General features: G+C 42.8%; 21 protein-coding genes. 12 read left to right on the top strand and 9 right to left on the bottom strand.

Features of this window, described 5'->3' with window-relative positions:
- Positions 1-12: 12 nt before the first annotated feature.
- On the bottom strand, positions 13-1,578 hold the full coding sequence (gene ahpF / locus AC4MBN_RS08825; protein ID WP_180131193.1) for an alkyl hydroperoxide reductase subunit F: 1,566 nt from the start codon (positions 1,576-1,578) through the stop codon (positions 13-15).
- Between the two features lie 233 nt (positions 1,579-1,811).
- Here ahpF and AC4MBN_RS08820 point away from each other — a divergent pair, with 233 nt between their 5' ends.
- Positions 1,812-2,030, top strand: a complete 219-nt coding sequence (locus AC4MBN_RS08820; RefSeq protein WP_125279047.1) for a DUF1653 domain-containing protein — start codon at positions 1,812-1,814, stop codon at positions 2,028-2,030.
- A gap of 43 nt (positions 2,031-2,073) precedes the next feature.
- Positions 2,074-2,664 (top strand): O-methyltransferase, encoded by a 591-nt coding sequence (locus AC4MBN_RS08815; protein ID WP_419374599.1) that lies wholly within the window; start codon positions 2,074-2,076, stop codon positions 2,662-2,664.
- A 16-nt stretch (positions 2,665-2,680) separates the two neighbouring features.
- Here the strand turns inward: AC4MBN_RS08815 and AC4MBN_RS08810 are convergent, their stop codons facing one another.
- Positions 2,681-2,887, bottom strand: coding sequence for a KTSC domain-containing protein (locus AC4MBN_RS08810; RefSeq protein ID WP_004784043.1), 207 nt, complete (start codon positions 2,885-2,887; stop codon positions 2,681-2,683).
- Between the two features lie 293 nt (positions 2,888-3,180).
- The gene (gene ahpC / locus AC4MBN_RS08805) at positions 3,181-3,744 is read right to left on the bottom strand and encodes an alkyl hydroperoxide reductase subunit C (protein WP_004784041.1); all 564 of its coding nucleotides are present in this window, start codon (positions 3,742-3,744) and stop codon (positions 3,181-3,183) included.
- A 362-nt stretch (positions 3,745-4,106) separates the two neighbouring features.
- On the opposite strand from ahpC, the gene hrpA reads away from it, so the two are divergent.
- From hrpA to AC4MBN_RS08780, 5 genes are all read left to right on the top strand, one after another.
- Complete coding sequence (gene hrpA / locus AC4MBN_RS08800; protein WP_491876735.1) at positions 4,107-8,051, top strand: ATP-dependent RNA helicase HrpA; 3,945 nt, start codon at positions 4,107-4,109, stop codon at positions 8,049-8,051.
- A gap of 30 nt (positions 8,052-8,081) precedes the next feature.
- Complete coding sequence (locus tag AC4MBN_RS08795; protein ID WP_491876736.1) at positions 8,082-9,191, top strand: beta-ketoacyl-ACP synthase III; 1,110 nt, start codon at positions 8,082-8,084, stop codon at positions 9,189-9,191.
- Between the two features lie 14 nt (positions 9,192-9,205).
- Positions 9,206-9,964, top strand: a complete 759-nt coding sequence (locus AC4MBN_RS08790; RefSeq protein WP_312087583.1) for a lysophospholipid acyltransferase family protein — start codon at positions 9,206-9,208, stop codon at positions 9,962-9,964.
- A gap of 154 nt (positions 9,965-10,118) precedes the next feature.
- Complete coding sequence (locus tag AC4MBN_RS08785) at positions 10,119-12,125, top strand: hypothetical protein (protein WP_491876737.1); 2,007 nt, start codon at positions 10,119-10,121, stop codon at positions 12,123-12,125.
- Positions 12,126-12,212: 87 nt separating this feature from the next.
- Positions 12,213-13,928 (top strand): AAA family ATPase, encoded by a 1,716-nt coding sequence (locus tag AC4MBN_RS08780; RefSeq protein ID WP_180068828.1) that lies wholly within the window; start codon positions 12,213-12,215, stop codon positions 13,926-13,928.
- Positions 13,929-14,137: 209 nt separating this feature from the next.
- Here AC4MBN_RS08780 and AC4MBN_RS08775 read toward each other — a convergent pair whose 3' ends face one another.
- Positions 14,138-14,590: a DUF441 domain-containing protein gene (locus AC4MBN_RS08775; RefSeq protein ID WP_125279042.1), complete on the bottom strand. Its 453-nt coding sequence runs from the start codon at positions 14,588-14,590 to the stop codon at positions 14,138-14,140.
- 137 nt (positions 14,591-14,727) lie between these two features.
- Between AC4MBN_RS08775 and AC4MBN_RS08770 the strand changes: the two genes are divergently transcribed.
- Positions 14,728-15,435 carry a pseudouridine synthase gene (locus tag AC4MBN_RS08770; protein ID WP_491876738.1) on the top strand — a complete coding sequence of 236 codons (708 nt, stop codon included), beginning with the start codon at positions 14,728-14,730 and terminating at the stop codon, positions 15,433-15,435.
- Positions 15,436-15,445: 10 nt separating this feature from the next.
- Here the strand turns inward: AC4MBN_RS08770 and AC4MBN_RS08765 are convergent, their stop codons facing one another.
- From AC4MBN_RS08765 to AC4MBN_RS08755, 3 genes are all read right to left on the bottom strand, one after another.
- A complete protein-coding gene (locus AC4MBN_RS08765) occupies positions 15,446-15,889 on the bottom strand; it encodes a GNAT family N-acetyltransferase (RefSeq protein WP_004784033.1) in 444 nt (147 codons plus the stop codon).
- Between the two features lie 99 nt (positions 15,890-15,988).
- Complete coding sequence (locus tag AC4MBN_RS08760) at positions 15,989-16,336, bottom strand: type II toxin-antitoxin system RelB/DinJ family antitoxin (protein ID WP_004784032.1); 348 nt, start codon at positions 16,334-16,336, stop codon at positions 15,989-15,991.
- 113 nt (positions 16,337-16,449) lie between these two features.
- Positions 16,450-17,358, bottom strand: coding sequence for a pseudouridine synthase (locus AC4MBN_RS08755; RefSeq protein WP_491876847.1), 909 nt, complete (start codon positions 17,356-17,358; stop codon positions 16,450-16,452).
- A gap of 129 nt (positions 17,359-17,487) precedes the next feature.
- Between AC4MBN_RS08755 and tsaE the strand changes: the two genes are divergently transcribed.
- From tsaE to hfq, 4 genes are all read left to right on the top strand, one after another.
- The gene (gene tsaE, locus AC4MBN_RS08750) at positions 17,488-17,964 is read left to right on the top strand and encodes a tRNA (adenosine(37)-N6)-threonylcarbamoyltransferase complex ATPase subunit type 1 TsaE (RefSeq protein WP_104425941.1); all 477 of its coding nucleotides are present in this window, start codon (positions 17,488-17,490) and stop codon (positions 17,962-17,964) included.
- Complete coding sequence (gene mutL, locus AC4MBN_RS08745; RefSeq protein ID WP_491876739.1) at positions 17,957-19,927, top strand: DNA mismatch repair endonuclease MutL; 1,971 nt, start codon at positions 17,957-17,959, stop codon at positions 19,925-19,927. The genes tsaE and mutL overlap by 8 nt, the downstream gene beginning before the upstream one ends.
- Positions 19,928-19,933: 6 nt before the next feature.
- Positions 19,934-20,878, top strand: coding sequence for a tRNA (adenosine(37)-N6)-dimethylallyltransferase MiaA (gene miaA, locus AC4MBN_RS08740; RefSeq protein WP_419364943.1), 945 nt, complete (start codon positions 19,934-19,936; stop codon positions 20,876-20,878).
- 91 nt (positions 20,879-20,969) lie between these two features.
- Positions 20,970-21,503 (top strand): RNA chaperone Hfq, encoded by a 534-nt coding sequence (gene hfq, locus AC4MBN_RS08735; RefSeq protein WP_419364941.1) that lies wholly within the window; start codon positions 20,970-20,972, stop codon positions 21,501-21,503.
- A 102-nt stretch (positions 21,504-21,605) separates the two neighbouring features.
- On the opposite strand, the gene AC4MBN_RS08730 is transcribed toward hfq, so the two are convergent.
- Positions 21,606-22,913: a peptidylprolyl isomerase gene (locus tag AC4MBN_RS08730; protein WP_419364939.1), complete on the bottom strand. Its 1,308-nt coding sequence runs from the start codon at positions 22,911-22,913 to the stop codon at positions 21,606-21,608.
- Positions 22,913-25,384 (bottom strand): LPS export ABC transporter periplasmic protein LptC, encoded by a 2,472-nt coding sequence (gene lptC / locus AC4MBN_RS08725; RefSeq protein ID WP_419364958.1) that lies wholly within the window; start codon positions 25,382-25,384, stop codon positions 22,913-22,915. Before lptC ends, AC4MBN_RS08730 begins: the two co-directional genes overlap by 1 nt.
- Between the last annotated feature and the right edge of the window lie 42 nt (positions 25,385-25,426).

Here is a 25,426-nt window from a genome sequence, read left to right as displayed (position 1 = left end):
GAATTTTAAGGATTACTGACCAGAACGGATGATGTAATCAAAGGCAGATAATGATGCTTTGGCACCTTCACCAGTCGCGATGATGATCTGTTTGTAAGGCACAGTAGTACAGTCACCTGCAGCAAACACACCTTTCACATTGGTTTCATTACGTTCGTTAATCACGATCTCACCACGGTTGGTTAGCTCAACATCGGTTCCTTTCAGGAAGTCAGTGTTTGGCAACAAACCGATCTGAACGAAGATCCCTGCCAGTTCAACAGTGTGCTCTTCATCAGTTGCACGGTCTTTGTATTTCAACGCTGTGACTTGTGAACCATCACCGATCACTTCGGTAGAAAGCGCATTTTTGATCACAGTGGTGTTTGGCAAGCTGTTCAATTTGTCTTGAAGCACTTGGTCAGCACGTAGTTTGGTATCAAACTCAACCAGCGTTACATGCTCAACAATCCCTGCAAGGTCGATCGCAGCTTCTACACCCGAGTTACCACCACCAATCACCGCAACACGTTTGCCTTTGAACAATGGCCCATCACAGTGTGGGCAGTACGCTACCCCACGAGTTTTGTATTCTGCTTCACCTGGAACATTCATCTCTCTCCAGCGTGCACCGGTAGACAGAATGACTGTTTTAGATTCAAGTTTCGCACCATTCTCTAAAGTCACTTCTACCAGACCATTGGCTGTGCTATCTGCACCTTTGATGTCAGAGACACGTTGCAGGTTCATGATGTCAACACCGTATTCACGCACGTGTGCTTCCATTTCAGCGGCGAATTTTGGACCTTGAGTTTTTTGCACTGACGTATAGTTTTCGATGTCCATGGTATCCATCACCTGACCGCCCATGCGTTCAGCCACGATCCCAGTTTTGATACCTTTACGTGCTGCATAGATCGCTGCAGTATTACCAGCAGGTCCACCACCGATCACCAACACATCAAATGCATCTTTGGCATTGAGTTTTTCCGCATCTTTGGCTGCCGCATTGGTATCCAGTTTGGCAATGATTTCTTCTAAAGTCATACGGCCCTGACCGATATGTTCATTGTCCTGGAAGACCATCGGTACGGCCATGATTTTGCGTTCTTCCACTTCGTCCTGGAAGAAGGCACCATCAATCATGGTTGCTGTTGTACCCGGGTTATAAATGGCAATCAGGTTCAATGCCTGCACCACATCCGGACAGTTATGACAGCTCAGTGATACGAATACATCAAAGTCAGATTTAATGCCCAAGCCTTTAATCGATTCCAGAACTTCAGCAGAAACTTTGGGTGCATAGCCTGAAGTTTGTAGCAATGCCAAAATCAAGGAAGTAAACTCATGGCCCATCGGCAAGCCTGCAAAGAACACACGAGGCTGTTCACCGGCTTTTGCAACACCAAAGCTTGGTGCACGTTTGTTGGTACCATCAAAACGGGCAGTGACTAAATCAGAAAGCTGAGCGATTTCCTCAACCAGTTCTTTGATTTTGGCTGATTTGTCAGAGCCATCCAGAGTTGCCACTAATTCAATCGGGCCTTCCAAACGTTCAAGTAGTGTTTTTAATTGAGCTGAAGTATTTTGATCTAACATTGCTAACGTCTCCAAAGGAGTAAGAATTCATTCGATAAGTAGATACTAAGCCAAATCGATAAATAGATAAAACAGTTTGTTTTTATAAATTTGATCGGTTTTGCAAATGTATTGAAAAATTCATGATTAATTTCAAGCTTATATATGGGTGCTTAGCATGAATTTTCAAGTAGTTTAAAGTGTGATTGGTCTTTTTCAGTTAAGATTGGAATTCTGCATTTGAGAGTTGAACGATGGAATTACAACGCGGTATTTATCAACATTATAAGGGTAAACTTTATCAGGTCCTGCATGTGGCAACACATAGTGAAACGGAAGAAAAGCTGGTGGTTTATCAATGTCTTTATGGTGACTATTCGATTTGGGTTCGACCGCTATCCATGTTTACGGAAAGTATTAGTACCAGTGATGATCGTGAAGTAGAACGCTTTAAATTGGTTCAGGCACTTTAATCAATCCATAAAAAATTTATTTAGATAACCTCAGGGAAGAGCAATGAATCAATTACAACATTTTGAAAGTTTCATGCAGGAACTGTATAAGACTTTTCATGCGCATGATCTTCAGCAAACTGAACGTCTGCAACGCTATCGAAATATTGAGCCTGAATCAGGTCGATTTTTATCATTACTCATTCGTGTCCAGCAGTCCAAACGTATTCTGGAAATCGGTACTTCTACAGGCTATTCCACTTTATGGCTCGCCGAAGCCGCCCGGCAGACTCAAGCGACGATTACAACATTAGAAATAGATGCAGAAAGAGTTGCGCAGGCTGAGCAGTATGCAAGTCAGCTAGGCTTGAAGGATTTGATTGATTTTAAAGTGACAGATGCATTGCATTATCTGCAAGCTGAACAGGACGTATTTGATTTTATATTATTAGATGCGGAACGTGATGCTTATGTGGATTATTGGACCCATTTGGCCCGATTACTCAAGCCAAAAGGTGGAGTATTACTGGTGGATAATGTGATTTCACATGCTGCGGAAGTAGAAGAATTTATTCAGCTCATCCAGCAGAATTCACGTTTTATCATGAGTACGTTGCCGATTGGGGCTGGCTTACTCATGGTGACTTATCGTTAAGCAGAAATTAGTTAAATTAAAACAGGCAAACCCGGTCAAAATGTAAGTTGTATTCAAGATATTTCTGTACAAAGGCCATTTTATCTTGGCGTCTTAACAGGTTGTCATAAACAAATTCGGGAACAGGATGGTAGAGCTCTATATCGCCATTGCTATAAATGATTTTCAGGTGGCGGCTAGAAGGACTATAAGCCCATGAGATCACGGTTAGCAGTTTTTGCATACGTTTTCCTCCACTGAATATTATTATCTTATGTCTTGAACTTATGCCAACTGACATTGAAGATGTATAACTGAATTGTAAGCATAAGTAGGGGATTGTTATGAAGAGAATGCAATATGCATGCCTGATTTTTATATGATCTTTAAAGTGAAAAATAAAGATTTAATAGGATGGCTTTAGATACAAGAAAAGGGAAAATAAAACGTTTGGCCAATAGAGCAATCAAATAAACGTTCAAATAAAAAACCACGCTAAAAGCGTGGTTTTTTTGAATCAGTTCAATCTAATGCAGATTAGATTTTACCAACTAGGTCGATTGAAGGAGCAAGAGTTGCGTCGCCTTCTTTCCATTTAGCTGGGCAAACTTCGCCTGGGTGAGCGTGTACATATTGAGCTGCTTTAACTTTACGAAGAAGTTCTTGAGCATCACGACCGATACCGCCAGCGTTGATTTCAACGATTTGGATTTTACCTTCTGGATCGATCACGAAAGTACCACGGTCAGCAAGGCCGTCAGCTTCGATTAATACGTCGAAGTTTTTAGCAAGAGTCCAAGTAGGATCGCCAACCATTACGTATTGGATTTTTTTGATTTCTTCAGAAGAATCGTGCCAAGCTTTGTGAGTGAAGTGAGTGTCAGTAGAAACTGAGTAGATTTCAACGCCTAATTTTTTGAATTCTTCGTAGTTGTCAGCAAGGTCGCCAAGTTCAGTTGGGCAAACGAAAGTGAAGTCAGCTGGGTAGAAGAATACTACAGACCATTTACCTTTAAGGTCAGCTTCTGTTACTTCAATGAATTTACCATTCTGGAACGCAGTTGTTTTGAACGGTTTAACTTCAGTATTAATTAAGCTCATCATTGTCTCCATGATTGAGGTTTGTATTTAATTTCCAATAGGGTACAGAAATTATTTTTCTTGCTGAAACAGTATTTTTACATAACATACATCGGAAAAACCGAATTAAGCTAAAAATAAAACACCATCAGCGCAAACAGCATTGCTCTTGATATAAATGATTCAACCGTAAAATGGTGAATACATCATGACAAGACTCACCCCGGTTTAATGCCTCTTCAGACATGATGCCGCAAGCAGTAAAATTCAAGGGTAAAAATTAAAAAATTATAAAAATATTCAAAATGGCCGTTCTTTCGCTTAGGGGCAATACAGCGTAAAATAGCTGCCTATTGTCTTTTTTTATATCAGGTGTTTTCTCAGTGCAGAGTCCTTTAAATGTAGATCAGCTCGTTATGGCGCGTGACCGTCATCGTTTAAATCGACTCCAAAAAGGTAAAGATGCCAACCAAAAGCAATATCAAGAATTATTTGAAAAATCGCATGCCAAAGTCATGCAGCGTATCGAACGCATTCCCAATATCAAGCTGAATCAGGATCTGCCTGTTACCCAGTATGCAGACAAGCTGATTGAAGCGATCCAGCAGCATCAGGTTATTATTGTGGCTGGTGAAACTGGTTCCGGTAAAACCACACAATTACCACAAATCGCCATGTTGGCAGGTCGCGGCCTGACTGGTCTGATTGGTCATACTCAACCACGTCGTCTGGCTGCGCGTAGCGTATCACAGCGTATTGCGGAAGAAGTTGGCGAGAAACTGGGTGAATCGATCTCCTTTAAAGTCCGTTTTAATGAACAGGGCTCGCAGGATTCAATTGTCCGTTTGATGACGGATGGTATTTTATTGGCAGAGCTGGCCAATGACCGGTTCCTGACCAAATACGACACCATTATTATTGATGAAGCGCATGAACGCTCGCTAAATATCGACTTCATCATGGGGTATCTCAAGCAGCTGTTGCCGCGTCGTAAAGATCTAAAAGTGATCATTACTTCGGCAACGCTGGATGTAAACCGTTTCAGTAACTACTTCAATGGTGCGCCGATCTATGAAGTGGAAGGGCGTAGCTATCCGGTAGAAGTGCGTTATCGTCCAATTTCTGAAATGAGCATTGTCGGCAGTGATGACGACGAGTTTGATGATTTTGAAGAAAATCTGCCACGCGCAGTGGTTGCAGCAGTAGAAGAATGTTTTCAGGATGCACAAGAGAGAGGCCATCCGGAACATGCCGATATCCTGATTTTTGCCAGTACCGAACAGGAAATTCGTGAACTGCAGGAAACCCTGATTAAGCATGGTCCACGTCATACTGAAGTGTTACCACTCTACGCACGATTAGCACTAGCAGAACAGCAAAAAATCTTTAATCCATCGGGTGGTGGTCGACGCATTATTATCGCCACCAATGTAGCAGAAACAGCATTAACTGTTCCGAATATCCGTTATGTGATTGATAGCGGTTTTGCCCGTATTTCCCGATATAACTACCGTTCACGGGTGCAGCGCTTACCGATCGAAGCAGTTTCTCAAGCTGCTGCCAATCAGCGTAAAGGTCGTTGTGGCCGTATTGCGCCAGGTGTCTGTGTTCGTCTGTATAGTGAAGAAGACTTTTTAAGTCGTCCTGAATTTACCGAACCTGAGATTAAACGGACCAATCTGGCATCCGTTATTTTACAGATGCAAAGTCTGGGCCTAGGTTCACTGGAAGATTTTGATTTCATTGAGCCACCAGATCACCGTCTGGTCAATGATGGTCGCAAGCTCTTGATTGAGCTTGGGGCAATGGTGGAGAAGAGTAAAGCCCCTCTTTCTGAAAGAGGGGTTGGGGGAGATTCTACTAATCCTCCTAAATCCTCCTTTACGAAAGGAGGACTTCAAGGCAAGGGAGATTCTCTAACTAAAATCGGTCAGCAAATGGCAAAAATGCCAATTGATCCACGTCTGGCGCGAATGATTCTTGGCGGTGCCCATTTTGGTGCGCTGAATGAAGCTTTGGTGATTGTCGCGGCGCTGGCAGTACAAGACCCACGTGAACGTCCTGCGGATAAGCAGATGCAAGCTGATCAGAAACATGCCTTGTTCCGTGAAGCAGATTCAGATTTCCTGTTTTATATCAAGCTCTGGGATACCTTGCATAATAACCGTGAAAGTATGAGCGAAAACAAACGTCGTACTTTTGCACGGAATCATTTCCTGAGCTGGTTACGTCTGCGTGAATGGAAGAAAACTCATGAGCAGCTGGTGGATCTGGCTAAAGGCTTAAAATTATCCTTTAATGAAAAGAAAGCCAGTTATGAAAACCTGCACCGTGCCTTGTTAACTGGCTTGCTATCTTTTATTGCCAACAAGACTGATGAACGTAATGTGTTTATGGCAGTCCGTCAGCAGAAAGCACGGATTTTCCCGGCATCAACGCTGCACAAAACCAATACCCCATGGGTGATGGCTTTTGAAATGGTTGAAACCTCGCAGGTGTATTTACGGACTCTAGCGAAAATTGAGCCGGAATGGATTCTGCTGGCTGCGCGGGACTTACTGAAACATCATTATTTCGAACCGCACTGGTCGAAAAAAGCGGGTGTGGTCAATGCCTATGATCAGATTTCGTTATTCGGCCTGATCATCGAACCAAAACGTCCGGTTAATTATGAGAAAGTGGATCAGCCGGCTGCGCATGAAATCTTCCTGCGTGATGCACTGACCACTGGAAATCTCGGTATTAATCCACCCTTCCTGAAGCATAATCTGCTGAAACTGGAAGAAGTGGAACGGGTAGAAGACAAACTGCGCCGTCGTGATCTGGTAGTGGATGAAGAAACCATTTACCAGTTCTATGCCTCCAAAGTGCCGCCTGAAGTAGCCAGCCGCCGCAGTTTTGAAGACTGGCGTGCCACAGTTGAGCCACATGATCCGCGTTATCTGTTTATTGATAATGATGCGCTGTGGCTGAATGATCGTCCGACCACACAACAGTTTCCGGATTATTTACGTAATGGTGAATTGCGTCTGGCGACCAGTTACCGTTTTGACCCAAGTCATGATGAAGATGGTGCAACGGTTAAAATCCCGCTGCAGGCTTTGCCGCAGGTCGATGAAAATATCTGGTCGTGGGGTGTTCCAGGCTGGCGTCTGGATCTGATCGAAGCTTTATTAAAGACTTTGCCTAAAGATAAACGCCGCAGTCTGGTGCCGATTCCAGATACTGCGAAAAAGCTGGCAGCCCGTATTGATGCGGTAAATTTACATGAGCATATTTTCAGTTTTCTAGCTTTCCAGTTGCGTGGCGAGCAGATTACAGAAAAAGATTTCAGCCTGGATCGGGTTGAGCAATATCTCTTGCCTTTGATCAAGGTGATTGATGAAAAAGGTCGTGTGATTGAACAAGGCCGTGATCTGGCCGAGCTGAAAGCCCGTTGCCGTACTGAAACTCATAGTCCGGTGAAACAGTTAAAAGGTGAGTTTAAAGCCTTCCCGGAAAACTTTGTCTTTGAAGCATCGCAGAAAGTGACGGGTGTAGTGGTCAAGCAATATCAGGCTTTGGTTCCGACCAAAGACTTTGCTGCACTGGAACAGAAAGATGAATCTGGTGTGGTGATTCAGACCTTTAATGATCAGGCTGAAGCCGTCAAACAGCACCGGGAAGGGATCATTCGACTGGTACATATGCAGCTCGGAGATCTGGTGCGTCAGCTGAAAAAACAAATTTCCAAACCGCTGGCACTGGCATATTCACCGCTTGGCGATAAGGCTCAGTTGGAGCAAATGTTAGTTTATGCCACACTGCACCTGTCAATTAATGAGCTGCCTGTCAATATGCAAGAGTTCCAAAAGTTGGTAGAGGATGTAAAAAAATCTTTCCTGACTCATGGCCAGACTGCACTGAAAGAAATCACAGATATTTATATCCAGTGGCAGGAAATCCGTCGTAAATTACTGGTTTTAGACCCATCTATATTTGGAAAAAATATTGATGATATTGAGGATCAGCTTGATTTGATGAGTCTTTCTGACTTCGTTTATCGGAAACCTTCCGACGTATGGTCAGAATTTCCACGTTATTTGAAAGCCCTGATCTTGCGTTTAGAGCGCTTGCCAAATAACCTACAGAGGGATGATTCCGCCATTGACCAAATTGATCCGTGGATGGAAAAATTATTTAAGTTTAAAAATGACGCTCGCCTTAAAGAATTGTATTTTATGGTTGAGGAGTTAAGGATTTCATTGTTTTCTCAACCGATGAAAACGAAAACACCCGTTTCTCCAACTCGCCTGCAAAAAGTATGGGAACGTCTTGGAATCAGTTAAGATATAGGTCATTTTGAGAAGGAGTTTTACATGGGCATCCGTATTACGGGTACTGGCTTGTTCCATCCGGAAGATGTCATTACCAATGAAGAGTTAGTTGAAAGTTTAAATGCTTATGTGGAACTGTATAATCACGAAAATGCAGATAAAATCGCTGCAGGCGAATTAGATGCGCGTCGTGGTTCTAGCGCAGAATTTATTGAAAAAGCGTCAGGCGTACAACGCCGTTATGTGTCAGAAAAAACTGGCATCCTCGATCCAAAACGTTTACGTCCAAATCTACGTGAACGTTCAGATGATGAAATTTCCCTTCAGGCAGAATGGGGCGTGACTGCCGCTAAACAGGCGATGGAAAATGCCGGTGTTACTGCTGAAGATATCGATGTCGTGATCCTGTCATGTTCAAACCTGCAACGTGCTTATCCTGCGGTTGCGATTGAAATCCAGACTGCTCTGGGTATTCAAGGTTATGCGTATGACATGAACGTCGCATGTTCAGCAGCAACTTTCGGTTTGAAACAGGCTGCCGATGCCATCAAAGCAGGTGCACGTCGTGTATTGCTAGTGAATGTTGAAATCACCTCTGCACATACCGATTTCCGTTCACGTGACTGTCACTTTATTTTTGGTGATGTCGCAACTGCATCGATCATTGAAGATACTGAAACTAAAACCGGTTTCGAGATTCTGGATACTTCATTATTTACCCAGTTCTCGAACAATATCCGCAATAACTTCGGTTTCCTGAATACGTCTGAAAATGCTGATATCGATGACAAACGTTTCCGTCAGGACGGTCGTAAGGTATTTAAAGAAGTGTGTCCACTGGTTGCCAAGATGATTACTGCTCAACTTGAGAAAAATCATATTGCACCTACAGATGTAAAACGCTTCTGGTTGCACCAAGCCAATGCCAGCATGAATGAATTGATTCTGAAACTGGTAGTGGGCAAAGAAAATGCCAAGCCAGGTCTGGTACCCATCATTCTGAATGAGTTTGCCAATACTTCTTCCGCAGGTGTCATCATTGCCTTACACCGTACTGCAAATGAAGTTGAAGACGGCGAATATGGCGTACTGTGTTCATTTGGTGCAGGCTACTCAGTGGGTTCAATCCTGGTACAAAAACGCGTGGCATAAGCCGGGAGCATATTTTGCAGGTCAAGCATGACGGAGCATGGATCAGGCGCTTAAGTGCCTTATCCAAACTGTATTTCACGCCTACTTTTTTAGGGGCTGAAAATATTGATGCCAGTCGACCTGCAATGTATGTGGGTAATCATTCCATGTATGGCATCTTTGATGCGCCAATGCTGATTGATTACCTGTACAACGAACATCAAGTGGCTGTGGTCAGTATTGCTGATCATAGCCATTTTTATGTGCCGCTATGGCGTGAAGCAGTGAAGAAATTTGGTGCTATTGATGGTGTACAGGACTATGTCCGCTCGGCCATGCAGCAAGGCTACTCGATTCTGGTCTTTCCGGGTGGTGGCCGTGAAGTGCTGAAACGGGAAGGTGAGCAGTATCAGCTGATCTGGAAAGAGCGTTACGGTTTTCTGAAATTAGCTCAAGAGTTTCAATATGATATTGTCCCTTTTGCTGCACTTGGCGGTGATGAAATCTATGAGATTGGATTTGATGCAAATAAAATCATTCAACATAAGTATTTTCAAAAATTATTAAAAATCCCCCAACTCAATAAATTATTACGTCATGGTGATGTGATTCCTTCCTTACCTAAAAATCTGTTTCCCAAACGCTTGCCTTTTTATTTTCAGTTTATGCCACGGCAGCCGATTCATCATGTGCAGCATGAGAATGATCTGATTGATTTTCGTGAGCATTTACAACAAAAGATCTATCAGGGGCTAGAACTGTTGGCTGACAGACGTCGGCAAGATGAAGTCTAGGTCTTTTCATCATTCCTGCTTTGCTTTACATTGAGATCGAATCGTCTAAAAAATTACCATGCTTCAATTTCTGTAATAGAAAGGAAAAAGTGATTTTAAAAGATTGAAATTCAGTAGGTCTGTAACTCAATAGGATTAAAACGAAGGGGGAAATATGGAACAGGAGGGTTTGTTACTGTCATTCAGACAGCTTGCTCAACAATGCCTCAGTATTTTTCCTGAGTTAAATCAGCTGTATCTGGATCAAATGGCGCTTATTGGTCATGTGAATGCCCAGAATTTATTCAGGATTCATCAGGATGAGCATCGAATTGATCTGCTTAATGGCTTATTAAATATCCAGCTGTATATGCCACAAGATTTAAATCCGGAAAGTCCTCATGCCTTAGCAGAAATGCACATTGATTCTAGGCTGGGTAAAGCAGAGGCTTTGGAAGAATTCTTCTTTCAGGATATTTACTTTCTGACTGGCGATTTAAAGCCTCAACATTCCCTGTTTTTACGGGATAAGGCCAAACAGCTCCGTCAACTTATTATTGATCAAGTCTATATATGGGTTAATGCGCCTGAACGAGTTGCTAATTGCTTAAAGCAGATGTCGCTTGTGCAGGCTGAAATTATCGACTCCTTTATGATTAAGGCTGAAGTTTATACTCAGCCTTTGATCAGCAATTGGATTCAAAGCGGTCATGAGATTCCGGCGAATATCTTAAAACAGCTACAGCTAATCTTCTCCTTGCAATATTTACAGCCAGATGAGTTTCTATCGATTCAGTCAGTGATGGACAGTCTGGATGCCTTCTGTTTTAGTGCGCCTGAGTTTCTGCACCCCGCGACCTTCCGGATTATCTCCTTATCCTTTGAAAACCGGTTCAATCTGCATGAGTTGAATGACCATATTGACGATATCCGTTTGCTGTATCGGCATGCCGAAGAGCAAAGTCATCTACTGGGCTTTGTCCGGCTGATGAATCGTGATAGCTGGCATCGGAGTGATCTGCTATCCAAACGCAATTTTCTGGAAAATAATCCTTATTTATGGCAAAAAAAAGTCGCCAAACTTCCCTTATTTGATTGTCATCGGGTAGTGAACTGGCTATTTAAACAGCCTGCGGAAATCTTGGATTGGCTGAGCAGCAATATTCAACATAGCAGTGTGCGGGTAGCAGCAACAGCCTTAAGCTTTATCGATACGCATCATATTCATCCGCAGATTGTTTTAGCTACCTTGCAATATTTTCAATATATCGCAGCACGTCTATTTATTGATGATGTTCATCAATATGCCCTTCAGCATCACTGGTTTGAGCATGAGCTGAATCGAACAGTTGTTCTCAAAGGGACGCGTCAGGCTATTGAGGATCATCGCATTGCGATTAGTCCATCGATTCTATATCTGGATGAATGGATCGGATTATTGCGGGATGTAGTGGCAATGGATGATCAGATGACCAAAAGGGTCTATGCTAACTTAAGTCGGGTCATGCAAGCTTATATGCAGCATCTGTATAAGATTACCTGTGATTTGCCTGAGGATGTGCTGGTTTATATTCGGCCCCAAACTCAGCAAGACCGCGATTTTTATAATGTACTACAACGTAACCAGATTCCATTTGTAGAGTTCAGGAAGCGTTTTTACTTGCATGCCAGACATGTGCGGGAATCCTGTTTTGATGGTTATATCCGTGATTATCTGCCGGAGTATTTTTCTACTCAAACGGAAGTGCCTAAGAATTTAAGCTGGACCAGTTTATTTACGCAGGCAGTTGCCTGGCATGAACAGATTCAGAAGCAAGAGATTATTGCCAAGCTCAAAAAAGACTTTGCTTTAGCCAGCTGGAGGCCACTCACACAGGCACATTTTCTACTGTATTTTAATTGGCGGTTTGAGGAGTTGAAAACACTAGAGCGGATTATTGAAGAGGCCAGAATATTCCGGAACTGTCTGGCTGCAAGTTATGCACAGCGTATAGTCGAAGGTGAATATGTGGCTTTTCGCATGTCACATCCTGCAATCAAATTACCTCTGATTTTAGGCTGTCAGTTGCAGAATGACCAAGTCATCTTTGACCAGCTTGAGTATCCAAATAATCAAAAAGCGCAAGTTGAATATATCAATATTGCCCAGCATTTTATTAACTGGTTAAACCTGCAGGCTTGACCGGATTCAGTGCTTTTCTATCCGTGAAGCTTAACTTTTCCTGCAAAAATCGTTAGGCTATAGCCGTTCTTTTACGGTATCTCTTTTATGAAACAGGAAACTGCACTTAAGCTCTTAAAAGCAGGGGAAAATGTCTTTTTAACCGGTTCTGCGGGTGCAGGGAAAACTTATACGCTCAATCAATATATTAATTATCTGAAAGCCCGTAAGGTATCGGTCGCCATTACTGCATCGACTGGTATTGCGGCAACGCATATGAATGGCATGACCATTCATACCTGGGCCGGAATCGGAATCAAAGACTTTTTGTCTGAAGAAGACCTGAAGCGCATGAAAGAGCGTAAATACCTGAAAGAACACTTGGAAAATGCGCAAGTTCTGATTATTGATGAAATTTCCATGCTGCATGCCAAGCAGCTCAATCTGGTCAATCAAGTACTGAAATATTTCAAGGAAAGTGATGAAGCTTTTGGCGGGATTCAGGTCATTGTTGCAGGGGACTTTTTCCAGTTGCCACCCGTTGGAAAAAATGATGAACGTAACCGCGATAAATTCTGCTTTATGTCGGATGCCTGGGTTGAAGCCAAATTTCGGGTTTGTTATCTGACTGAGCAGCATCGTCAGGGTAATGACTACCTGAATGATATTCTGAATGCCATTCGTGCGCAGGCCATTTCACCTGAACATCGTTCAGCATTACAGGCCACACGTCAGCAGGACATTGGCGATACCTATACACGTCTCTACACCCACAATATGGATGTCGACAGCATTAACTTTAAGCATCTGAATGAAATTGATCAGGATCCCCGCCAGTTTGATGCGCAATGTGATGGCAATGAAAAACTGATTGAAACCTTAAAGTCTTCAGTCCGTGCACCCGAAGCCTTAACCCTGAAAAAACATGCCAAGGTCATGTTCGTGAAAAATAACTTTGATATGGGCTATATCAACGGCAGCTTGGGTGAAGTGATCGGCTTTGAAGATGATGATGAGCATGGCGTTTTGCCAAAGGTCAAACTGACAGACGGAACTACCCTGATTGTAGAACCTGAAACCTGGTCAGTGGATAATGAAGCAGGCAAAACCATTGCCAGTTTCCAGCAGATTCCACTACGTCTGGCTTGGGCGATTACCATTCATAAGTCTCAAGGCATGACGCTAGAAGCTGCTGAGATTGACCTGAGCCATACCTTTGAAAAAGGGCAAGGTTATGTAGCATTATCTCGTTTGAAAAGCTTAAATGGATTACGTCTAAAAGGCTTTAATGAACAGGCTCTGGAACTGGATAGTCTTGCCATTAAGGCTGATCGCCGTTTTCAGGAACTGTCAGATGAAGCAGAAGCGAATTTTGAAAATGTAGATTTGACTGTACAGCATAAGGCCTTTATCCGTCATTGTGGTGGCACTTTGAACGAAGTCGAGATCCAGCGCAATGAGAAGAAAATTGCTAAAAATGGTGGCAAGCAAAACTACGCGACTGCAACCTTGGATGAAACCCGTGAATTGTTTGAAGAAGGTTATGAGATTTCCGATATTGCAACTGAACGTGGCTTGACACCTGCTACTATCATTAACCATTTGGGACGTTTGCATAAAGAGCAAGGGCTGGATATTTCGGTGGCTCATCCGGGTGAAGAAGTTGTTGAACAAGTCCGCAAGATTTATAAACGTCTAACCAAACGTCAAAACTCAGATCATTTCAATGATGACGGCAGTATTAAATTACGTCCGATCGTAGAACTGACCAGTCCGCGTATGGGTTATGATCAGGTGCGTTTGGCTTTGCTGTTTGTGGAATAAAATTTGGGTTTTTAAATTTTAGTATTTAACCTGAGCTTTTACTTTTGAAAGATCAAAAGTAACAAAAATCTTTTGTTGGATTGAAGGTACATCCTGTACCTCAATCCAACGAGCGACATCCATGTCGCTGATCATGTGATTTAATACTATGCAGTTCTTAATTTTAGAATATTAATTTTTAAGAATATTGCACAATCATGGTTAAAGACTTATTGCGTTCCAATCAATAACGATAAAATCCCGGCTGCAATTAATGGCCCGACTGGGACACCACGAAGTACCGCCACACCTGCGACCGTACCAATTAATAGACCTGCAACGACATCAGGCTGACTCGACATCAGTTTCACCCCACGTCCACCAAGCCAGGCAACAAATAGACCGATTGCAATTGCCAGTAAAGATTTCCAGCTCAGGAATGATTTCAGAATACTGTCACCGGGAATTTTCCCGCTAGCAATCGGAGCCAATACACCAATGGTTAAAATAATAATCCCGATATTTAAGCCATGTTGCTGTACATAAGGTAAGAGGTCATTGAGAGGTGTAATCTTCAGGACGATCAACACGGCCGCAGCAATGGTCACAGCAGTATTATGACTAAAAATACCGCAAGCCAATAAAACCAGAAGAACAAGCAGATTCAGATCAAGTTGGGACATGAGGAGATAAAAAAAATGAAAAGTCACAGGATTATAGGCTTTTTAGCCATTTAAAGGGGGAAAGCCCTACAAGAAATGAATCTGGTTAGTTTTCAGTATAGAATGCGCCTATCGCTCATTTAAACAGGTTCAGATGGATGCTATTGGAAAAAATGTTGCAATCACAGGGTTTCGGTTCACGAAAACATTGTCAGCAACTGATTAAAAATGGTGCTGTTTCGATTCAGAATGAAATCATTGATAATCCCAAGCATAAACTAAATCTGCAAGATCTGACCTTTAGTATTTATGGTCATGAATACCGCTATCGGGAAAAAGTATATATTGCACTCAACAAGCCACAAGATTATGAGTGCTCACATCAGGCTACCCATCATTTCAGTGTATTTGATCTGTTTGATGACATTCTGTTAAACCGTGGAATTCAATGTGTAGGTCGTCTCGATCAGGACACTACCGGACTATTATTACTGACGGATGATGGTCAGTTTCTACAAGCATTGACCCATCCTAAGAAACATGTAGCGAAAGTCTATCAGATGACTACTGCCGATCCCGTGACAGATGAGCAGATTCAACAGCTTGAACAGGGTGTGGAATTGAGAAATGAAAAAGGCACCTTTGCTGCTACAGATATTGTTCGTCTAGATGAAAATCGTCTGCAAATGACCATTCATCAAGGGGTTTATCATCAGGTGAAACGTATGCTGGCAGCTGTTGGCAATAAAGTGGAGCAGCTGCATCGTGCCCAGATTGGTGCATTGGCCTTGAGTGAACTGGCAATAGGGGAATGGACCTATCTGGACGCAGAACAAGTGGCACAGGCAAAATTCCGTACCGAATAAAGTCTGGGATTTATTTCAGGAAACAATGGAAAGTCACGAATTCATTGTCCTGAATAAATCCAAGTGACTCATAAAGTTTATGTGACTGATAATTGGTTTTTTGCGTTTCCAGGCTGATTCGAAGCGCATTTTCATGTCGGGCAAACAAGATAGCAGTGTCAATCAGTTGCTTGGCTGCACCATGCCGGCGATAAGGCGGGCTAATATAGACATCGTCCAGCACATAATAAGTAGAACATGCGACTGAGGAAAATCTTAAATACAGCAGAATAAATCCGGTAAAAATATCATCCTTAGTGTTGATAAAAATGACAGTTTGACCATCTTCAAAACGCTGTTTCAGAAACTCGTAAGATAAATCCAGATTGGAAGAAGTACCATAAAATTGACGGTACTCATCAAATAAAACGGCCAGGTTAGGTAGATCTTCTGACTGGGCACGTCGCACGATCATCGGCTTACTCCATGTTAATTTTATTATTTATCATTAACATCAAGCATAGCGAAGTTTGAAAGGAGAGAAACTTAAGAATTGTTCGTAAATGCAACAATGTTAAATTTTGTCGCTTTCACCTAAAATAGCATTCAGTTCTTCAAATAAATCAAAATGATCATCATCCAGATTCATTTCCTGATGATCTGCTGGAATAGCTGTAGTACTTGGACTTGAGGTTTGTTCTGCCTTAAGTTCATTCTGTTTCTGCTTGCGTAACTTGATCAGCTGTTCCAGATTAATATTCTGATTTTCAATCGAGAAGGGGATTGATTTGGTCAGAACAACCTGTTTAAAAAAAAGACGAACTGCCTGAGCCGGCGTAATCCCCAATTGTTTAAATACTGCAAATGCCTGTTTCTTTTCTTGGGAATCCAGGCGAATTTGATAAACTTCAGTTTTTCTCATAATATTTTCAAAGCTTTAAATTACTTAACTTTTCGCCTTATTCTAATCGATAACTTTGGGATTTCAATCCTCAAGTTGCCGTTTTTAGAAAATAATCTGTAATGACAAGAGATTTACAGTGTCAATTCAAGTTCAGAGCTAAATTGCATCTGCTTTTGGGTAACTGGATCCGTAAAATGAATGTGTTTGGCCAGTAGCTGTAAAGGTGCAGAAAAATCATCATCCGCCTTATGGGAAACCTGCGGATAAAAAGGATCATTCTGGATCGGAATCCCTAAATGGCTTAAGTGTACCCTTAACTGATGCTGTTTTCCTGTATGCGGTTTTAGCTCATATTTGCCCCATTGCCCATTATGTTGCAGCAATTGAATTTCAGTTTCGCTATTAGGCTCTCCTTCTACCACCTGCATGGTATAAAAGGGCTGGCCTTTTTCCATTTTGAGCTTTGTGATGAGCGGAAAACTTAAATCATTACGATAAACCGCAATCGCATGATAAGTTTTCTGTACCTGCCGAGTCGCAAATATTTGCTGATAAACCCCACGCGATTGCACACATTTTGAAATCAGCACCACACCTGCCGTTTCACGATCTAAGCGATGAATCGGAGTAAGATGTTCATTTCCAGTTTGCTGTTTTAGGCGTACCAGCAAGGTTTCCTGTACATATTTTCCAGTAGGACTCATGGTCAAAAAATGCGGTTTATCCACCACCAGCAAATGTTCATTCTCAAACAGAATCTGATGCTGAAAAGGAACATGCACTTCGTGTGCCAAAAAACGATAATAAAAACAATGAGTATTCGCTTGAAAAGAACTTTCGATGGTTAAGGTATTGCCTTGAGCATCGTAAACCAGACCATTATCGAAACGGGATTGCCATTCGCTCGGATCAATATGTGGAAATTGTGCACAGAGATAGGCATAGACTGTCTTGGGTGAATCAGCTGTCGCTTGCAGGAATACTTTACTTGCCGTCACCCCATTCAGCATGGGTGGGCTAAATTCAACAGTCGAAGTCATCACAACGTGGATCTATCTCTGGTCTGGAACGGATGCTGTGAAAAAATACAGTTTCTCACAGAGGTAAATAGGCTTTTAAAGCGTTGCGATGCTATCATAATTATTCTTTTTCATCATGTCGTGAGTAATATGCCTTATTCATTTAACGTCACTTTAAAACATGAAGATGACACCCAAAATCTGGCCAAAGTTCTGGCAAATAATTTTTCTGCGGGCGTTATATATCTGATTGGTGACTTGGGTGCGGGGAAAACCACGCTGACGCGTTATTACTTACAACAGCTCGGTCATAAAGGCTCAGTAAAAAGTCCGACTTACACGCTGGTGGAACCGTATCAGGTGAATGGTCAGGATATCTTTCATTTTGATTTATATCGTCTTAATGACCCTTATGAACTTGAATTGATGGGGATCCGGGATTATTTAGAAACTCCCAATGCGCTATTTTTATTCGAATGGCCTTCTAAGGGGGGTGATGAAATCCCGCAAGCCGATTTAATTATTGAAATTTTAAAATCAGAAGATGAGCTGACCCGTACCGCGAGTCTGATTTCTTCTAATCTGGCATTACAGCAAGCTTTGGAGCGTGAATTCCCAAATGGTTGATGATTTAAGCATACGCCGTATCCGTGCACTTGATCCTGCGCTGGCGAACCAGATTGCAGCAGGTGAGGTGATTGAACGGCCCGCATCTGTGGTCAAGGAGTTACTGGAAAACTCGATTGATGCAGGTGCGACCGAGTTGATTATCCGGGTGGAACAGGGCGGCAGTACGCTGATTGAAATCATTGATAATGGCCGTGGTATCCATCATGAAGATTTGCCACTGGCCGTGATGCGTCACGCGACCAGTAAGATTCAAACGGCTGAAGAGCTGCATGCGATTACCAGTTTGGGCTTTCGTGGTGAGGCATTGGCCTCAATTGCCGCAGTGTCTCGTCTGACTTTAACCAGTAGCCAGAATGAAGATGGGATTGGCTATCAGGTGGAAGTGAACGGTACGGCTTTTGATCATCAGGAGATTCGACCGGTCGCGGCATCTAAAGGAACTCAGATCCGGGTGCAGGATTTATTCTTCAATGTTCCGGCGCGGCGCAAATTCCTGAAAAAGCCCGGCACTGAATTTGGACATATCGAAGAAATTGTCCGCCGTATGGCTTTAACGCATTTCGATATTCGCTTTGTATTGGAACATAACCAAACCATCAAGCTGAATTTGCCAGTTGCAGATAGTGGTGCTTTGCGTTTTCAGCGTGTGCAACAATTACTTGGCCGTCAGTTTACTGAAAATGCTTACTGGATTGATGCAGACAGTATCAATATGCGTTTATCAGGCTGGCTCGGACATCCTTCGGATGCACGGGCTCAAGCCGATCTGCAATATGTCTATGTGAATGGCCGGACTGTTAAAGACAAGACCATTTCGCACGCTTTGCGTATGGCTTATGATGGTATCCTGCATGGCCATCAGCATGCTGCTTATTTACTATTTCTGGAAATCGATCCAGAAAGTATTGATGTCAATGTGCATCCGACCAAACATGAAATTCGTTTCCTGAACCAGCGTGAAGTACATGAATTTGTACGTCACTATGCCAAGGAAACCCTGGCGCAATTCCAGACTGCGACCGCTGATCTGGCTGAGGCCATGAAAACTGAGTCTGAAGCTGTTGCGATAACACCTCAGCCGCGCTATCAGGAGCAGTTCAGCCTGCATCAGTCCGTAGCCACTCAACCGGTTATTCCAGTCACATCTCCGTATCATCAGCGTGAAGAAGAAGCTTCTGATGTGTTAACGGATTTTGAGTCATCAGGTCCACAAACTGTGCATTATGCGCAGGATTACAATAAGTCATATTCGGGTTCGCAGCAGCTGAATAATGCCCTGAAAAGTTATCTCGCTCCTTTAAGAGAAACTGAAGCAGAAACCAGTCATTCAGCATCGAATGCATTACAGTCACATTTACATAGTAAAGTGGATGAGCATCCTTTAGGGATTGCGATCGCCCAGCTGCATGGTATTTATATTCTGGCGCAAAATACCGAAGGCTTAATCATTGTAGATATGCATGCGGCGCATGAGCGTATTCTGCTGCAACAGATGAAAATGGCTTGGGATAAACCGGAATTCTGGATATCCCAGCAATTACTGATTCCTAAAGTGGTAAGCATTAGTCGTATGCAAGCCATGCGTGTTGACGAACTTAAAGATCAACTTGCTCGTTTAGGTCTGGAAATTGACCAGTATGGTGATGAACAGGTCATTGTGCGAGGCGTACCGGCCATTTTACATAAGGCTGATTTTGATGCCTTGATCCCTGAATTATTGAATGATCTGGATCCGAATGATCAGGGACAAAGTTTAATGCAAAAACGTGATCAGATTCTTGCGGGCATGGCCTGTCATGGTGCGGTACGTGCACATCGAATGTTGAGTCTGTCTGAAATGAACGCTTTGCTGCGTCAGATGGAACAAACTGAATTTGCGAGCCAATGTAATCATGGTCGTCCAACCTGGCGAGCATTTCCATTGTCTCAACTTGATAAACTTTTTGCTCGGGGAGAGTAGCCTTACATGTCCAATCAACTGCCGGTCATCAATTTAATGGGACCAACTGCAAGCGGTAAAACTGCTTTGGCATGTGAACTATACGAGCAAGGTCATTTTGAGCTGATTTCTGTCGATTCTGCGCTGGTCTATCAGGAAATGGACATTGGTACAGCGAAACCTTCTAAAGAGGAATTAGAGCGCTATCCGCATCATTTGATCGATATTATTAGTCCGCTGGAAGTCTATTCTGCAGCAAACTTTGTCGAAGATGCTTGCCGTCTGATTGATGATATTCATGCGCGTGGTAAAACCCCAATTCTGGTGGGTGGCACCATGCTGTATTTTAAAGCCTTACTTGAAGGTTTATCTGATAATTTACCAAGTGCAGATTACGCAGTACGTGCCCAGATTGAAGAGAAAGCCGCTCGTGAAGGGTGGGAAGCGGTATATGCTGAATTATGTCAGGTAGATCCCTTAGCTGGCCAGAAATTTAAAGTCAGTGATAAACAGCGAATTATCCGTGCATTAGAAGTTTTTAAGCTGACAGGCAAACCGATTACAAAACTACAAGCAGAACAACCAAAAAATTTACCATATCGTTACAGTTTCCATAATTATGCCTTAATGCCCGATCGGTTAGAATTGCACAAACGTATTGAAAAACGTCTTGAAATTATGTGGAAAAACGGATTTTTAAATGAAGTTAAAGGATTAATGGGAAAATACGATTTTGACGAAAATTTACCCTCAATGCGTTCAGTAGGTTACCGCCAAGCCATAGAATTCTTAAAAAAAGGTGACCTAAGTCATGAAAAACAACGGGAAATGGAGGATAAGGCTTTATTTGCGACACGACAACTTGCCAAACGTCAATATACCTGGTTGAGATCTTTGCAAGAAAAGCATAAATTTACAACATATTTTACGCTCGAGCAGGCCCAAGAAGACTTGCGAAACTGTCACGGATAAAGCAAAATTTGAGTACTATCTTTTTTATAATTTTTAATTGAAAAATAGAGATAGTTTTTTGCGCTGATTTTTAAATTTTTGGAGTTATAACATGTCTAAAGGTCAAACTTTACAAGATCCATTCTTGAATTCTCTCCGTAAGGAACGTATTCCAGTTTCTATCTTCCTGGTAAACGGTATCAAATTACAAGGTCACATCGAGTCTTTTGACCAATACGTTGTATTATTAAAAAATACAGTAAGCCAAATGGTTTACAAACACGCGATTTCTACAGTTGTACCTGCTCGTAACCCTCGTCCAGCTGGTGCTCCTGCTGGTCCACAAGGTGCTGGCTTCGGTGGTCAAGGCGGCGCAGGTGGCTTCGGTGGTCAAGGCGCTGCTGGTGGCTTCGGCGGTCAAGGTGGCTTCGGCGGTCAAGGCGCTGGCTTTGGTGGTCAAGGCGGCTTCGGCGGTCAAGGTGGCTTCGGTGGTCAAGGTGCTGCTGGTGGCTTCGGCGGTCAAGGTGGCTTTGGTGGTCAAGGCGCTGGCTTTGGTGGTCAAGGCGCTGGTTTCGGTGGTCAAGGCGCTGGTTTTGACAACGATTCAAAATTTGAAGATTCTTCTGACGACGAAAACAATCGTTAATCGGATCTGAAATAAAAAAGCCTCTTAATAAGAGGCTTTTTTATTGCTTAAAGAATTAAGTCATTAAAAAAGCCAGCATTATGCTGGCTTTCTTTTCTTATATTAACGAGCGCGTTTAGGATCTAGCTGAGGATCTTTGATTTCTACATAGGCATTGCTACGAGTTTCACGTAACCAGCTATCTAGCTCAGCATCAAACTGGCGTTCACCCAGGATCTGGCGTGCCATACGTTCCTGATATTCCTGAGTCATATCTTGCTGACGTGTATCGGTCACTTGCAGGATATGCCAGCCAAATTGTGACTGGAATGGTTCACTAATCTGACCTACTGGCGTACTTTTCATACGCTGTTCAAATTCAGGTACCATGACACCTGGGCTGACCCAGCCTAAACTTCCGCCATCACGCGCTGAACCTGTGTCATTAGAGAAAGTAGATGCCAATACTGCAAAATCTTCACCTTGCTTAAGACGCGCATACAAGCTATCAATCATCTGTTTGGCATTTTCTGGGCTAACCACTTCTGATGTTTGAATCAGAATATGACGAGTCTGGTACTGAGGAACCAGTGCTTTTTGCTCACCACCTTTACGTTCTAGAAGTTTCAGGACATGCACACCATCTGCTGCTGGAATCAGTTCTGATGTTTGACCCGCTTGCAGGGTAGAAACACGTGCAGCGAGTTCTCCTGGAATTTCTGACAGGTTTCGAACACCCATATCAGACGCATCTACTTTAATATCGCCAGTTGAATATTTTTTGCTGATCGCCTGAATATCATTGCTGCTACTCAAGTCATTTCTTACCTGTGCTGCAACCTGCTGTGCATTTTCTCCGGTTATACGTAAATGCAGAACATGTACCTGGCTGCCTAACAAAGCTTGACCTTGCGGTGTATTCAGGAAGTTTTTCACATCCTGATCACTGATCTGGATACGTGAATTTACGGCTTGCTGGCGTAAACGGCTAAGTGCTAGATCTTCTGCAATACGGTTACGCAAAGAGGCATACGTATTCGGCGCGATAGCATCCAGTTTTTGCTGGAAAGCTTCCAAGCTAGGGGAGCCTGAATCACGTGCTACTTTAAGCACTGCTTCATTTAAAGATTTTTCATCTGGACGGATATTGTAGCGTTTTACCTGTTCCAGTTGAGCCTGACGTACAATTAGCTGTTCAAGTGCTTGTTGTTCAAGATAAGGTTGTGGTGGAACAGGCTTGTTTTGCTTTTGCAACTGGTGAGAAATTTCAGCAACGCTTTGTGCCAGATCACTACGCAGAATAGCGCTATTGTCGACAACAGCTACAACTTCATCTTTAGGTTGGGCAACAGCAAAAGTCGTCATCGCTGAAGAAAGACATAGCGCAAGTGCGGTCGCTTTAAAAATTTGTTTTAACTGTTTTGTCTTCATTAACGTTCTGTCCAAGTTTGATTGATATTGTTAAAACCTAGAATACGATTTTCTAGTAATGAGGTTAGCTTGTTGCTTAACCCGCCAAGACCTTTAAGCGTTACTTCAGCCATTACTGCACGTTTCGCTTTCACATCTGGGTCATTGATATCGTCTAGGTCATTGTAGTATGAGCGGCCATAGACAGATACTCCCCAACAGCATGACTCATAGTTTACGCCAAGTAAATATTCACGTGCGACACTATTATCCAGGTCAAATTGCGCATGGCCGACCAGACGCCAGTTATTGGCAATTGGCTGGATAAATGAGCCAACCACCTGATCATAACTTTCCTGACGGTTTGGAATATCTTTACGATAGAAATAGCCTAAGTTATACAGATTGCCTTGATCGCCCGTATAATAAACCTGTACATCACGCTGGGCATTGGAGCCATTCGACATCCAGCTAGAATTCAGGTTGACATGCACGTTTTTGTTTAACTGACTTCTAAGCTGAATAACTGGTCCAGTATGACTTTCACGGTCAAATTCATCTGCCTCACGATCTAGGGTGACACGGCGATCTTCGAAGAAGAAACTTTGCCCCACACTGGCGCGTAATCGCTCTAAACCTTCTTCATTAAATAAACTGTAACTAAGACCTAAAGAAGCGAAGTTATTGTCTTCTAAGCGGTCATTACCATAGAAGCGGCGTGCACTAAATAATTGGTCATAATTAATTGAGGCTACGACAGAGTCGAAGTTTGGCTGATTGCGCTGGTTTTCATACGGTGAATAAGCGTAGAACAGGCGAGGCGTCAAGGTCTGTAAATAGCGACCATCTTTTTCAAAAATTAAACCGGTATCCAGCGTAAATTGTGGTACTACGATAGAATGATTTTCACTTGATGAGCTGGTTTGATTATTATTAATACGATCAATAGTATCTTGATCATAGAAAGTATTGATATTGCGTAATGTCGCCTGAGGAATGAAGAATGACCAAGGCGTAAAGTGATTATAGCGTACCGAGAAATCATTATAGATTCGTGTACCACTTGGTTGATAGATGGCTTCATCACCGGTATCAATATTTTCAGTATTTCTGATGTCTTTCTGGAAATAAGCCGTATCGTTATTAAATTCGTATTGTAAACCCAGTGGGTTACCGGTCTTATAATTCACCAAAAGCTGCGGCAAACGCGCATAAGGACGGTCTTCATCCAGAACGGCAGGATCAAGTGTCTGGAAATCTTCAACTTTAAACTGAGCTTTTAAGCCAGGGATGCCATTTTTATAATTAACTTCCCAGGCGCGGCGCAAGTTCAGGTCTGTTTTTGAATCTGGGTTATTATCCAGATCGGCAAAAAAGTCCTTGTCTGATGCGTAATTATATTCAAGATTTGTTGAGAACTGATCGTTGATTTGCCAGTTATGCAGGAAGTGCAGGTCTTTACGGTCTTTATTGTCATAACTTTCATCAGATGGCAGGTAGCCACCCCAAATCCGGCCTTCACCATAATTTTCTGTTAAATAACGAAACTCGCCATCCAGCATCGCACCACGGTCACTAATATAACGTGGCGTAATAGTCGCATCATATTGTGGTGCCAGGTTGAGATAAACCGGCACACCCAGTTCCAGACCACCATCATTAGTAAATCCGAAAGTTGGCGTCAGAATCCCTGTGGTACGGCGATCATCGATTGGGAAGTTAAAATAAGGAACAGCCAGTACCGGAACATCTTTCACATAGAGCTTGGTATTACGGGTTTCACCGCGACCGGTTTCCTGATTTAGCTTGATTTGGTCTGCCTGAATTTTCCAGGTCGGCTTTTGCTCAGGTGGACAGGTAGAATAGGTGGCATTTTCCAGTTCAAGCGTATCGTCTGAGGTTTTGGCAATCTTTTCAGCACGGCCATGCGCATGCTGTTCTTCGGCAATGAAAAAACTGTTGTTTAAGTCACCTTGCTGGGTTTTTAGGTTGTAATTGATATCATCGCTTTGCGAAATCAAGCCACCTTGGGCCAATTGGACTTGACCTTCTGCCTTAGCATAGGTTTGAGTCTGATCAATCGTCACGCGTTCCGCACGAATCTGGCGACCTTCCTGATCAATGACCACATTGCCTTCTAAGTAGGAATCACCGGCCGGATTATAATGACCATAGTCTGCAGTAATGGTTGAAGTTGCCTGTTCAGGGTCAATCGTCGGTGCATCAGGTGTAATAGGAGTGACCCAGGCGCCCTCACAATAGGCTGAACTGAGATATTTACCTTGACGCTGCTGTGCTTCTGGTGAAGATTTATCTACATAATATTGTGAGAAGAATGCTTCACCGGGATAGGTCTCATTAATGCGTTGTTTAAGTTGTTCCGCATTTACATTGGATGAGTCATTTGATGCAGCATAGCTTGAGACCGAGCTACTACATAAAAGGGTTAAGATCGCAGTCGCTAGAGGGTTTATTTTAAAGTGATGCTTCATTTGTCTCATTAACCAATCATGCTTTTATCGCAATTAATTATT

Source organism: Acinetobacter sp. CAU_H_60 (assembly GCF_058599385.1).
This window is presented reverse-complemented; position numbering and strand designations above follow the sequence as displayed.

Coding starts and splice junctions, on each gene's coding strand:
- AC4MBN_RS08810 (WP_004784043.1), bottom strand. CDS start 2,887: ATGCAAAAACTGCTAACCGTGATCTCATGGGCTTATAGTCCTTCTAGC.
- AC4MBN_RS08730 (WP_419364939.1), bottom strand. CDS start 22,913: ATGAAGACAAAACAGTTAAAACAAATTTTTAAAGCGACCGCACTTGCG.
- AC4MBN_RS08765 (WP_004784033.1), bottom strand. CDS start 15,889: ATGATCGTGCGACGTGCCCAGTCAGAAGATCTACCTAACCTGGCCGTT.
- hfq (WP_419364941.1), top strand. CDS start 20,970: ATGTCTAAAGGTCAAACTTTACAAGATCCATTCTTGAATTCTCTCCGT.
- AC4MBN_RS08785 (WP_491876737.1), top strand. CDS start 10,119: ATGGAACAGGAGGGTTTGTTACTGTCATTCAGACAGCTTGCTCAACAA.
- miaA (WP_419364943.1), top strand. CDS start 19,934: ATGTCCAATCAACTGCCGGTCATCAATTTAATGGGACCAACTGCAAGC.
- AC4MBN_RS08815 (WP_419374599.1), top strand. CDS start 2,074: ATGAATCAATTACAACATTTTGAAAGTTTCATGCAGGAACTGTATAAG.
- lptC (WP_419364958.1), bottom strand. CDS start 25,384: ATGAAGCATCACTTTAAAATAAACCCTCTAGCGACTGCGATCTTAACC.
- AC4MBN_RS08775 (WP_125279042.1), bottom strand. CDS start 14,590: ATGTCCCAACTTGATCTGAATCTGCTTGTTCTTCTGGTTTTATTGGCT.
- ahpF (WP_180131193.1), bottom strand. CDS start 1,578: ATGTTAGATCAAAATACTTCAGCTCAATTAAAAACACTACTTGAACGT.
- AC4MBN_RS08755 (WP_491876847.1), bottom strand. CDS start 17,358: ATGACTTCGACTGTTGAATTTAGCCCACCCATGCTGAATGGGGTGACG.
- AC4MBN_RS08820 (WP_125279047.1), top strand. CDS start 1,812: ATGGAATTACAACGCGGTATTTATCAACATTATAAGGGTAAACTTTAT.
- AC4MBN_RS08760 (WP_004784032.1), bottom strand. CDS start 16,336: ATGAGAAAAACTGAAGTTTATCAAATTCGCCTGGATTCCCAAGAAAAG.
- mutL (WP_491876739.1), top strand. CDS start 17,957: ATGGTTGATGATTTAAGCATACGCCGTATCCGTGCACTTGATCCTGCG.
- AC4MBN_RS08780 (WP_180068828.1), top strand. CDS start 12,213: ATGAAACAGGAAACTGCACTTAAGCTCTTAAAAGCAGGGGAAAATGTC.
- AC4MBN_RS08795 (WP_491876736.1), top strand. CDS start 8,082: ATGGGCATCCGTATTACGGGTACTGGCTTGTTCCATCCGGAAGATGTC.
- AC4MBN_RS08770 (WP_491876738.1), top strand. CDS start 14,728: ATGCTATTGGAAAAAATGTTGCAATCACAGGGTTTCGGTTCACGAAAA.
- ahpC (WP_004784041.1), bottom strand. CDS start 3,744: ATGAGCTTAATTAATACTGAAGTTAAACCGTTCAAAACAACTGCGTTC.
- tsaE (WP_104425941.1), top strand. CDS start 17,488: ATGCCTTATTCATTTAACGTCACTTTAAAACATGAAGATGACACCCAA.